Origin of the sequence: Corynebacterium sp. HMSC067D03, from assembly GCF_001811185.1 — a bacterium.
In the GTDB taxonomy this organism is placed as follows: Bacteria; Actinomycetota; Actinomycetes; order Mycobacteriales; family Mycobacteriaceae; genus Corynebacterium; species Corynebacterium coyleae.
The window spans coordinates 208226-218986 of sequence record NZ_KV803780.1 but is presented as its reverse complement, the minus strand read 5'-3'; the positions used below and the strand labels follow the sequence as shown (position 1 = coordinate 218986).

General features: G+C 62.2%; 12 protein-coding genes and 3 tRNA genes. 9 read left to right on the top strand and 6 right to left on the bottom strand.

What is annotated here, in order from left to right:
• On the top strand, positions 1-954 hold a 954-nt coding region (locus HMPREF2785_RS11900), incomplete at its 5' end, for a hypothetical protein (protein WP_210386060.1).
• 42 nt (positions 955-996) lie between these two features.
• Here HMPREF2785_RS11900 and HMPREF2785_RS00965 read toward each other — a convergent pair.
• Positions 997-1069, bottom strand: a tRNA-Arg gene (locus HMPREF2785_RS00965).
• Positions 1070-1071: 2 nt separating this feature from the next.
• A tRNA-Ser gene (locus tag HMPREF2785_RS00960) sits at positions 1072-1162 on the bottom strand.
• Positions 1163-1236: 74 nt separating this feature from the next.
• Here HMPREF2785_RS00960 and HMPREF2785_RS00955 point away from each other — a divergent pair.
• Positions 1237-1623 carry a hypothetical protein gene (locus HMPREF2785_RS00955; RefSeq protein ID WP_070568042.1) on the top strand — a complete coding sequence of 129 codons (387 nt, stop codon included), beginning with the start codon at positions 1237-1239 and terminating at the stop codon, positions 1621-1623.
• Between the two features lie 8 nt (positions 1624-1631).
• Here the strand turns inward: HMPREF2785_RS00955 and HMPREF2785_RS00950 are convergent.
• Positions 1632-1719, bottom strand: a tRNA-Ser gene (locus HMPREF2785_RS00950).
• A gap of 73 nt (positions 1720-1792) precedes the next feature.
• On the opposite strand from HMPREF2785_RS00950, the gene HMPREF2785_RS00945 reads away from it, so the two are divergent.
• Positions 1793-2749, top strand: a complete 957-nt coding sequence (locus tag HMPREF2785_RS00945; RefSeq protein WP_070613901.1) for an NAD(P)H-quinone oxidoreductase — start codon at positions 1793-1795, stop codon at positions 2747-2749.
• Here HMPREF2785_RS00945 and HMPREF2785_RS00940 read toward each other — a convergent pair.
• Positions 2746-3957: an aminotransferase class V-fold PLP-dependent enzyme gene (locus tag HMPREF2785_RS00940; protein WP_070613899.1), complete on the bottom strand. Its 1212-nt coding sequence runs from the start codon at positions 3955-3957 to the stop codon at positions 2746-2748. The two genes, HMPREF2785_RS00945 and HMPREF2785_RS00940, sit on opposite strands and share 4 nt — an antisense overlap.
• Positions 3958-4041: 84 nt before the next feature.
• Here HMPREF2785_RS00940 and HMPREF2785_RS00935 point away from each other — a divergent pair, with 84 nt between their 5' ends.
• Positions 4042-4950: a galactan export ABC transporter permease subunit Wzm/RfbD gene (locus tag HMPREF2785_RS00935; RefSeq protein ID WP_070613897.1), complete on the top strand. Its 909-nt coding sequence runs from the start codon at positions 4042-4044 to the stop codon at positions 4948-4950.
• A 9-nt stretch (positions 4951-4959) separates the two neighbouring features.
• Entirely contained in the window at positions 4960-5745 is a 786-nt protein-coding gene (locus HMPREF2785_RS00930; protein ID WP_070422008.1) for a galactan export ABC transporter ATP-binding subunit Wzt/RfbE, read from the top strand.
• Positions 5746-5891: 146 nt separating this feature from the next.
• Here the strand turns inward: HMPREF2785_RS00930 and HMPREF2785_RS00925 are convergent, their stop codons facing one another.
• Positions 5892-6854 (bottom strand): DUF559 domain-containing protein, encoded by a 963-nt coding sequence (locus HMPREF2785_RS00925; RefSeq protein WP_070484965.1) that lies wholly within the window; start codon positions 6852-6854, stop codon positions 5892-5894.
• A gap of 73 nt (positions 6855-6927) precedes the next feature.
• Here HMPREF2785_RS00925 and HMPREF2785_RS00920 point away from each other — a divergent pair, with 73 nt between their 5' ends.
• On the top strand, positions 6928-7830 hold the full coding sequence (locus HMPREF2785_RS00920) for a galactofuranosyltransferase GlfT1 (protein WP_070613895.1): 903 nt from the start codon (positions 6928-6930) through the stop codon (positions 7828-7830).
• Here HMPREF2785_RS00920 and HMPREF2785_RS00915 read toward each other — a convergent pair.
• Complete coding sequence (locus tag HMPREF2785_RS00915) at positions 7793-8236, bottom strand: GtrA family protein (protein ID WP_070613892.1); 444 nt, start codon at positions 8234-8236, stop codon at positions 7793-7795. The two genes, HMPREF2785_RS00920 and HMPREF2785_RS00915, sit on opposite strands and share 38 nt — an antisense overlap.
• A 29-nt stretch (positions 8237-8265) precedes the next feature.
• On the opposite strand from HMPREF2785_RS00915, the gene HMPREF2785_RS00910 reads away from it, so the two are divergent.
• From HMPREF2785_RS00910 to HMPREF2785_RS00900, 3 genes are read left to right on the top strand one after another with little or no spacing between them, the layout of a single operon-like run.
• Entirely contained in the window at positions 8266-8493 is a 228-nt protein-coding gene (locus tag HMPREF2785_RS00910) for a hypothetical protein (RefSeq protein WP_070613890.1), read from the top strand.
• A 21-nt stretch (positions 8494-8514) separates the two neighbouring features.
• Positions 8515-9912: a decaprenylphosphoryl-beta-D-ribose oxidase gene (locus HMPREF2785_RS00905; RefSeq protein WP_070613888.1), complete on the top strand. Its 1398-nt coding sequence runs from the start codon at positions 8515-8517 to the stop codon at positions 9910-9912.
• A 9-nt stretch (positions 9913-9921) separates the two neighbouring features.
• Positions 9922-10686 (top strand): decaprenylphospho-beta-D-erythro-pentofuranosid-2-ulose 2-reductase, encoded by a 765-nt coding sequence (locus HMPREF2785_RS00900; protein ID WP_070613886.1) that lies wholly within the window; start codon positions 9922-9924, stop codon positions 10684-10686.
• The last annotated feature ends 75 nt before the right edge of the window (positions 10687-10761 follow it).

Below are 10761 nucleotides of genomic sequence, written 5' to 3'. Positions count from 1 at the left end.
ACGGTGGACATTCGCGACAACGGCTCCAACAACTCCGTGGTTGTTACCGATAATGCGAACCCGCGCGACAACTTCAACAACAACGGCAACCCGTCCGTTGTCATTACGGATAACCTGAACCCGGTTATCACGGGCAACATGAACGACAACGGGTCCAACAACGGCTCGAACAACTCCGTTGTGGTCACCAACAACGCCAACCCGGTCATCACCAACAACGCCAACAACAACGGCTCGAACAACTCGGCCATTGTGACGGGCAACGCGAACCCTGTTGTCACCGGCAACGCCAACAACAACGGTTCTGGTAACTCGGTCGTCGTCACGGACAATGCAAACCCGCGCGACAACCTGAACAACAACGGTTCCAACAACTCGGTCGTGGCGACGAACAACGCGAACCCGACCGTTGTCATCACCGGCAACGCGAACGACAACGGCTCGAACAACTCCGTTGTGGTCACGAACAACGCCAACCCGGACATCCGCGACAACGCCAACGGTGGTCTGTTCGGCAGCTCGGGTGGCTCCTCGAAGAAGGGTGGCAACGGCGACCAGCAGGGCGGCGACAAGCTCGTCGGCGCCAAGGTCAACGCCACCGGTGGGTCCTCCGACCCGCGCTGCATCGCTTCCCTCGTCGGCCTTGGCGTGCCGCTGGTCCTGATGCTGCCGCTCGCGCTGGCTAACCAGGCGGGCCTCCCGGGCCTGGGTCAGGCAAACGGCCAGGCTGGCGACATCTTCACCGCGGCCGCCCGCAACGCTGGCCTCGATCCTGCCCAGGCGATGGCAATCGGCGGCGGTATCGTCGGCCTGGTTTCCGCGCTGCTGATCGCTACCGCGGTACGCACCTGTGTCCCGGACGTGCAGAGCGTTGACATCAACGTCAACGGCTCGTCCCGCAAGGATAAGGAGGAGGCGCCGACTACGGTTGCGCCGGTCGTCGAGACGCAGTAGCCCCTCAATGCGAAAACCCCCGCTGAGCGGGGGTTTTTCTTGTGCGCCCGGAGGGATTCGAACCCCCAACCTTCTGATCCGTAGTCAGATGCTCTATCCGTTGAGCTACGGGCGCAATGGCGGAGATGACAGGATTTGAACCTGCGGCCCCCGTCAAGGGGGCAACTCCTTAGCAGGGAGCCCCATTCGGCCACTCTGGCACATCTCCAGCGCTGCGTACACATTACCTGTATCCGGGCGAGCAGCCAAATATCACCGAAATCCGTCCGTATACTCGGCCGCATGAAAATCCACACGTGGCTCAATTCCGGACTGGCAGCACGCGACAATTCCGGCGACACCGCGGATTACCTCGTCTGGTTCCCCGCGGCGCTAGACACGCTCGGCACTGGTCCGCTCACCGGCTCGCTGCATTTCACGCCGAAAACATCGGTGCTGCGCGACGCGCCCGAAGGCACTGTGCTGCTCGGCATCCCAGCGGGCGATCTTCAGGGCATTCTGCCTATCGACGACACCACCACCCCCGTACACCTCACCAACCCCCTCCCCCTCGAGCAGATCCAGGTCGTCGCCGGCCAGAACCGCCCGGACACCAAGCGCGCCATCGAAATCCTGCGTGACGTTCCCGGCGAACGCCAGTTCCACACCATGCCGGAGCTCTTCCCATAAGAAGTAATTGGCGGAGACGAGGGGATTTGAACCCCTGGAGGGATAAACCTCGCCGGTTTTCAAGACCGGTGCATTCGGCCGCTCTGCCACGTCTCCTCGTCGCAAAGCAAGTGCGACGCACATACTCTACAACACGTCGCGCGTCGCTCAATCTCGGTAGCCTGGCCGCATGAAAGCGATCACACTTATCGACGACACCAACCCCCGCTCCCTCGAACTCACCGAAGTGGACACCCCGCAACTGCAGGACGGGGAGGTGTTGGTCAGGGTCACGGCGGCGGGCGTGAACCGTGGCGACATCGTGCAGGCCGAAGGCAAGTATCCACCACCGAGGGGCGAGTCGGAGATTATTGGCCTGGAGTGCGCCGGCGTGATCGAGGATCCGGGCACCACCGGCCGCGAAAAGGGCGAAGAGGTCGGCTGCCTGCTGGCGTGCGGTGGCTACGCCGAGTACGTCGCGGTGCCGGAAGGGCAGCTCACGCCGAAGCCTGCGAACCTCACGTTGGAGGAAACCGCCGGGGTGGTGGAGGCGGCCTGCACGGTGTGGTCGAACCTGGGCATGCTCGCCGGCATCCAAGAGGGCGACAACGTGCTGATCCACGGCGGCGCGGGCGGCATCGGCTCGTTTGCCATCCAGCTGTGCAAGGCGCTGGGCTGCACCGTCGCCGTCACTGCGGGTAGCCAGGAGAAGCTCGACTACTGCAAGGGCCTCGGCGCGGACGTCCTTATTAACTACAAGGAGCAGGACTTCGACGAGGAACTCAAGGCCTGGGCGGACGTGATCCTCGACGTGGTTGGCGGGCCGTACCTGGAGCAGAACATCAAGGCGCTCAACACCGACGGCCGCCTCGTGGTCATCGCGGTGCAGGGCGGGCCGAAGGGCACGCTATCGCTTGGCCGGATGATGCCGAGGCGCCTGTCGGTCCACGCCACTACCCTGCGCGCCCGTCCGCGTCCGATGAAGGCGGAGATTGTCGCCTCGACGGTGAAGAACGTCTGGCCGCTCATCGAGTCCGGCCAGATCAAACCCAACATCACCTCCACGTTCCCGCTTGCCGACGCCGCCAAGGCCCACGACCACATGGATTCCGGCGACAACACCGGAAAAATCGTCCTGACCGTCTAGGCCAGTGAGGCGACTGTGCGCACCAACTGCTCGATGTCGTTCTGGGTATTAAAGGGCGACATGGCGATGGTGACGGCGCCGCCCATGTCGGCGACGCCCATGTCGTCGAGAAGCTGTGTCTGCGTCGTCTGAGCAGCCACAATACCGTGCGCCACCAGGCGATTCAGCACGGTCTCCGACGGCACGCCCCGCACACCGAATGCCAGGCGCGGGATGCGCTCCACACGCGCGTCCTCCGCCGCCTCACCCGTCACACCGACAATGTGCACCGCAGGCAGCGTGCCCAAAAACGTATGCAGATCATCCCGCAGCCCGTTCAGGTACGCGGTGGTCTCCCCCATCGAATACTTCAAGCGATTGCGTCTCGACGACCTCCCCGCCGCCCCCTCAACCAACGACGCATAATGCTCCACCGTGGCCGGCACACCACCAGCAAGACCAGGCGACACCTCCAACTCGAGAGCCTCACGGTCCAAACGCTTAAACATCGCCGCGTCACGGAAAATCAACGCCGCGATCTCCGGGCCACCAAACTGGGCCATATCCACCGCGGCGATATCGGCACCCCACGCATCCAAATCCAACGGACGGTACGGGGCGTACGCCGACGCATCCACAAGCACCCACGCCCGGGACTTCTCACGCACCGCCTCCACAATGTCCGCAACGCCCACAACGTTGCCCAACTCCGGATGCGCCGCCGGCACCGACACCAAACGCGTCGACCCGTCCGCAATGTCGCGGTACTGCCACGCAGGCAAATCGCCGGTGGCCAGATCGGCCTGCGCCCAGGTCGTCGATACGCCAGCGCGCTGCAAACGCCCCGACAACACCGGACGATCCACCGGATTCAGCACCATCGACGAGTTATGCCGCAACATCGGACGCATCGCCGACACCAACGCCGAATACAACGCCGGAACACTCGGCCCCAACACCACCTGCTCCGGCATCACCCCAGCCAGATCCGCAATAGCTACCCGCGCCGCCATCGGATACTCCGCCCCCTCCGGCAAACCAACATCCGACCGGGAATGCGATCCCAACACCGGCTCCGGCGGCGGCACCGACGCAGCATTACGGAAACTGCGCGCAACCGCCCCCGCAACCTTCTCCGGCACCTGCGGCGACACATGCGCATTCAGATACGTCCAACCGCCACCCAACGACCCGTACAGCCCACGGACCCCCCACACGTCATAAGCCACGGCAGACCTCCTTCACGCAAGAACGCCCCTAATTATGCACGCACGTCCGACACAGCGCACACCGCCAGCTCGGGAGCACGAAACATGTGCACTAGGGTGAACTGCGTGCATAACGTAGAACAACTGCGCGATGACGTCGCCCGGATGACCAGCGCCCCTGGCGAAAACACCCCGCCGTCAGCATCCAAAACATTCCGGCGGGCATTCGACGACCTCATCCGCGGCTGGGGCCAACACGAGCTCTGGCTCCAACTCGGCTGGCAAGACATCAAACAACGCTACCGACGCTCCACGCTCGGCCCCCTCTGGATCACCATCGCCACCGGTGTGATGTCGCTCGCCCTCGGCCTGCTGTACTCCATGCTGTTCCAAATCGACGTCGCCGAGTTCCTCCCCCACGTCACCGTCGGCTTCATCGTCTGGGGCTTCATCTCCGGCTGCATCAAAGACGGCGCGAACGTCTTCATCGAAAACGAAGGCCTGATCAAACAGCTCCCCTCCGCCCTGTCGGTCCACATCTACCGGCTCGTGTGGCGCCAAACGCTGTTCCTCGCCCACAACATGGTCATTTGGGTGATCCTGGCGCTGATCTTCCGCATCCCCATCACCCTGAACACACTCCTATTCATCCCGGGTATGGCCCTGTTGCTGGTCAACGGCGTGTGGGTCGCCATGTTCTTCGGCATGGTGGCCACCCGCTTCCGCGACGTCGCCCCGCTGCTCGAAGCCCTCGTCCAACTCCTCTTCTACGTCACCCCAATCGTGTGGACGACGAGGACGCTGAAGGACCAGGGTGGTGTCGTCGAAAAGCGTGCAATGCTCGCCGAGATCAACCCCCTGTTCCACTACCTCGAAATCGTCAGAGCACCGCTTATCGACGACCCCGTCGCCGCCTACCACTGGCTCATCGTCATCGCCTGCACCATCGTCGGCGTACTCATCACCCTGCTGGCCATGAAACAGTGGCGCTTCCGCGTGCCGTACTGGGTCTAGGAGTTACACATGGTTTCCATCGACACCTACAACGCCTGCGTCGACTTCCCCATCTTCGACGCCAAATCCCGCTCCCTGAAAAAGGCCATGATGTCCTCGGCCGGCGGCAAAATCGGCCAGAACGCCTCCAACACCGTCGTCGTCGAAGCACTCCGCGACATCAACCTGCATTTAAGGGAGGGCGACCGCGTCGGCCTCGTCGGCCACAACGGCGCAGGTAAAACCACCCTGCTGCGACTACTGTCCGGCATCTACGAACCAACCCGCGGCGTCGCCGACGTCCGCGGCCGCGTCGCCCCCGTCTTCGACCTCGGCGTCGGCATGGACCCCGAAATCTCCGGCTACGAAAACATCATCATCCGCGGCCTGTTCCTTGGCCAGACCCGCAAACAGATGAAAGCCAAAATGGACGACATCGCCGAATTCTCCGAACTCGGCGACTACCTCTCCATGCCCCTGCGCACCTACTCCACCGGCATGCGCGTCCGCCTGGCGTTGGGCGTGGTCACCTCCATCGAACCCGAGATCCTGCTTCTCGACGAAGGCATCGGCGCCGTCGACGCCGCCTTCATGTCCAAAGCCCGCGTGAGGTTGGCCGAAATGGTCGAGCGCTCCGGCATCCTCGTGTTCGCCTCCCACTCCAACGACTTCCTGGCGCAGCTCTGCAACACCGCGCTGTGGGTGGACAAGGGCGAAATTAGGGAGGCCGGCCTGGTTGCCGACGTCGTCCGCGCCTACGAAGGCCCCGAAGCCGGCGACCACGTCGCAGAACTGGTGCAGCGCTTCCACGGGTAGGTGTTGGTTGGGCCCTCCAGCCTCCCGCTCGGCCGGTCGGCTGACAAAGTCCGGCGGAATCTGTCAGTCAGCCGCATACTTGCAGGTCAGAAATCGCCCCTGACAGATTTTGTAAAATTTGTCAGGGACGTCCGTCTCCAGATCCCTCAACGCCCGGCGAGCACCTCAGTGATCAACGCCGTCAGTAGGTCAACGAATTTGTGCACGTTGGCGGAGGTGAACCGGAGCACCCTCCAACCGGCGATGGTGAGCCCCGAGTTGATGTCAGCATCCTTGTGCCATTGAGTGGCGGAGTTGTGGTGGGCCCCGTCGTACATAATGCCGATCTTCAGCTCTGGAATGGCCAGGTCAAACCTCGTGAGGATCTTCTTACCCCTGTAGACAGCCACCTGTTCTTCTAGCTCGAGCCCCAGCTTGGAACACACCATTTGGGCAAGTAGGCGGATTTCGGTTTCCTTCGGAGAATCCGCCAGACTGCTTGATTCCGCTAGGGCCCGCGCAACCCACCTTTGGTCGATGATTCCAGGGCTGGCTTGGAGGATCGATAGTGGTTCAACACCGAGGTAACGCTGCACGCAGTCGAGGAGCGTGATTGCTTCAACTATGTCGAGGCTGTGCCCGGCTAACGTCCTCGGCTGCTGCGCCTTAGCCATTTTGCGAATCTCTTTCAGCGCCTGGACTGTGGCAGCCGCGGGGCTGGCAACGCGTAGCGGATAGCTGCCGTTTTTGACGTCCCACACTTCAGTTTTTCTACATCCGCGTCGGACGATTGAGGGGCGGTGGATGTTGCCTTGTCGGTTGCGTTCGGCGGAAGGGTTCATTAGCACGGTGTCTTTCCCTTCGACCAGGTAGGGCAGCCCATATAGGGCCAACGCGCTGTATCCAAGCACCACCGAGCTTGGGTTCTCGATTCCATGGGCAGCCGCGCGGTAAGCAATGGGTGTTTGATAAATGATGCCTTTAGGGTGGCGGCGGGCGTCGGATTGAGCGGTGTCGAATGGGCGTTGGAGGCCGGCTTGGATGTGGAAGTGTTGGCTGATGCGGACGGTTTTCAGCCCTTGTGGGAGGTGTGCCACGTAGAAGAGGCCGTGGGTTGGTCCGACACTCATGCCGTTTCGTAGGTTCGTCATGGTTATTAGACGCAAGAACGACGGTTTGGGATCCCTCGGGCACAATAAATGTATGACTGCCTTGAATCGCAACGGTACGACTGCTGCCGTGATTGTGACCCATAAGCGCGTTGACCTGCTGCGACATTCGTTGGAGCAGGTGGTGTCGCAGACGCATCCGGTGGATTGGGTCATTGTGGTGGATAACGGTGATGAGGATGCGGTGCGTGTGCTTGTCGACGAGCTCGCCAACGACAAGGGCGTCTACCTACCAAGCAAGACCAATCTGGGCGGGGCGGGTGGCTTCGCGTATGGGTTCTTGCACGCGTTGGCGCTGGGGGCGGATGCGATTTGGTGCGCGGATGATGATGGTCGCCCGAAAGACCACACCGTCCTCGAAGAGCTCTACCGAACCGCAGAGAAGCATCAGTTGTCGGAGGTGTCGCCGGTGGTGGCGAACATTAACGACCCGGAGAAGCTGGCCTTTCCGCTGAGGCAGGGCACGACGTGGCACCGGCGTGTTGATGAGCTGCAGGGCGATTTTTTGCCGCAGTACGCCAGTCTGTTTAATGGCGCGTTGATTTCGGCGAAGGCGATGGAGCGCATCGGTGTGCCGGATTACCGTCTGTTTATCAGGGGCGATGAGGTGGAGTACCACCGTCGTCTGGCGCAGTCGGGCCTGAAGTATGGCACGGCGTTGACGGCGTTTTATCTGCACCCGGATGGGTCGGACGAGTTCCATCCGATTATGGGCGGGCGGGCGCACGCGCAGTTCCCGGACAATGAGACGAAGCGGTATTTCACGTACCGCAACCGTGGCTACATCATTAATCAGCGCGGCATGAAGAAGATGCAGTTGCAGGAGGTTGTCCGGTTCGGGTGGTTCTTCCTGGTGGAGAAGAAGGATCCGAAGGGCTTCGTCGATTGGCTGAAGTTGCTTAGGCGGGGGGCGCGAGAGGACTTTCGCCGCCCTTAGCGCCTTTAAAGATCCAGTAGCGCTGGAGGAGGAAGTTGGTAGTCGTCGCTACGCCTTGTGCGATGACGAAGGACACGGCGTTCTTCCACGAATCTTGCAAGCCTAGCGACGACAACGGCTCGTCCGTCACCCTCCACAGCAACATCTGCACCGCAAACGTGGTGGCGTAGAGGATGAACACGGCGCCGGCTTTTTTGGCGTCGATTTTGGCGTTGAAGGCGAACTTGGAGTTCAGCACGTAGGCGGAGATGGTGCCGAAGACCCAGCCCACGGCCTTGGCAAGGTCGCGCTGGACGTCGAGGGCTTGGTCGAGGGTGTTGGTGATGCCGAAGTCGATGACAGCGCAGCCGATACCGATGACCAAAAACGGGATGAGCTGCTGTTTTAGGGAAGCGTTCGAGGACACGGGCGTTTACCCTACTAGGCTCGTGTGCCATGAGGAAGCATTACAAAGGTGATGACCCGGACGCGATCCACGAGGCGGCGCAGCGTGTGGAGGTCCCCCTGTCCGACTTCATGGTGCGGCTGATGGCCGAGGAGCTGCCGTTTGTGGACTCCAAGGGCCGTACACGCATTTATGAGATTCTTCGCGAACACGACGGACCTGTGATTTCGAGCCAAGAAGAACTGCCCGCGGAGATTCGTAGCATTATGGATCTCTAGTCCGGCGGTAGGGTTGTGGGCATGGAACTGACAACCCAATCCCTCTACGGATGGGGCCGTACCGCCCCGTCCACCGCCCAGGTCCTGTCCACCCCTGACGTGGACACGATTGCGGAGGCAGTCAAGCGGGTCGCGGATGAGAACGCGGACCTGCCCGAGCACAAGCGCCGCGGCGTCATCGCCCGTGGTCTGGGTCGCTCCTATGGTGATCCCGCCCAGAATGGTGGCGGTTTGGTCGTCGATATGACGCCGCTGAACCGGATCCACTCCATCGACCCGGATTCCGGCATTGTCGACGTCGACGCGGGCGTGAGCCTTGACCAACTGATGAAGGCCGCCCTGCCGTATGGCCTGTGGGTTCCGGTGCTGCCGGGTACCCGCCAGGTCACAATTGGTGGCGCGATCGGCCCGGATATTCACGGTAAGAACCACCACTCGGCGGGTTCCTTTGGCAACCACGTGTTGTCCATGGAGCTACTGGTGGCAGACGGCCGCGTGCTGCACCTGGAGCCGACCGGCGAGACCGCTGAGCTGTTCTGGGCCACCGTTGGCGGCATGGGCCTGACCGGCATCATCCTGCGCGCCCGGATCCAGATGACCAAGACGGAGACCGCCTACTTCATCGCGGACACCGACCGCACCAACACGCTCGACGAGACGATCGCGGTGCACTCCGACGGCTCTGAGGTGAACTACACCTACTCGTCGGCTTGGTTCGACGCGATCTCCGCTCCGCCGAAGACGGGCCGCTCCACCATCTCCCGCGGCTCGTTGGCAACCCTGGACCAGTTGAAGGAGTTCGCTCCGAAGTTGGCGAAGGACCCGTTGAAGTTCAACGCTCCGCAGCTGATGACTGTGCCGGACATTTTCCCGTCCTGGACCATGAACAAGCTCTCCCTGATGGCTATCGGCGAGGCGTACTACATGATGGGCTCCCCCGCCCGGAACCAGGTGCTGAACCTGACGCAGTTCTACCAGCCGCTGGACCTCATCGGGAAGTGGAACCGCGGCTACGGCAAGGCTGGCTTCCTGCAGTACCAGTTCGTCGTACCGACCGACGCTGTGGAGCCGTTCAAGGACATCATTTATGACATCCAGTCCTCCGGCCACTACACCGCCCTGAACGTGTTCAAACTGTTCGGCGAGGGTAACCAGGCGCCGCTGTCCTACCCGATGAAGGGCTGGAACGTGTGCGTGGACTTCCCAATTAGAAAAGGCCTCAACGAGTTCCTCGACCGCCTGGATGACCAGGTTATGCAGTTCGGCGGCCGCCTCTACCTGGCCAAGGAATCGCGCACGAGCGCGGAGAAGTTCCACAAGATGTATCCGGAACTGCCAGGCTGGTTGAAGACCCGCCGCGACATCGACCCGACTGGCGTGTTCGCATCCGACATGTCCCGCCGTCTTGAGCTCAACTAAGGAGTACCCATGCTTAATGCAGTAGGCCAAGCCCAACACATCCTCCTCCTCGGCGGCACGAGTGAGATCGGGCTCGCGATTGTCAGCGAGCTCGTCTCCCGCGGCGGCAGCCCCACTGTCACCCTGTGTGCGCGCAAGGACTCCCCGCGTATCGACGACGCCATCGCCCAAGTCCAGCGCGCCGGCGCAGGCCACGTACGCCTGGTCGATTTCGACGCCCTGGATTTCGCCTCCCACCCTGCCGTGATCGATGCGGCGTTTGAGGACGGCGAGGTCGACGTCGCTGTCGTCGCCTTCGGCACCCTGGGTGACCAGGAGCAGCTCTGGCAGGACCAGGCTGCCGCCGTCGCTTCGGCGCAGATCAACTTCACTGCCCCGATGTCGGTCGGTGTGCTGTTGGGCCAGGAGATGAAGCGCCAGGGCCGCGGCAACATCATCGCCCTGTCGTCGGTGGCGGGCCAGCGTGTGCGCCGCTCCAACTTTGTCTACGGCGCAGCGAAGGCCGGCATCGACGGCTTCTACCTGCAGCTCGGCGAGGCCCTGAAGGACAACGGCGTCAAGGTCACCGTGGTCCGCCCGGGCCAGGTGCGCACCAAGATGACCGATGGTCTCGACGAGGCCCCGCTGACCGTAAACAAGGAAGACGTCGCCGAGGCTGCCGTGGAGGCCGCCCTGGCCGGCAAGTCCTCCGTGTTCGTGCACAAGCTCTTCGGGCCGATCTCCCTGGTGCTGAAGGCGATCCCGGCGCCGATCATGAGCAAGCTGAACTTCTAGTTCGACCCGCATAATTCAGCCGCAATCTGTCTCCGCTGACAGATTGCGGCTGAATTTGTCAGACGGGCCCTAAAC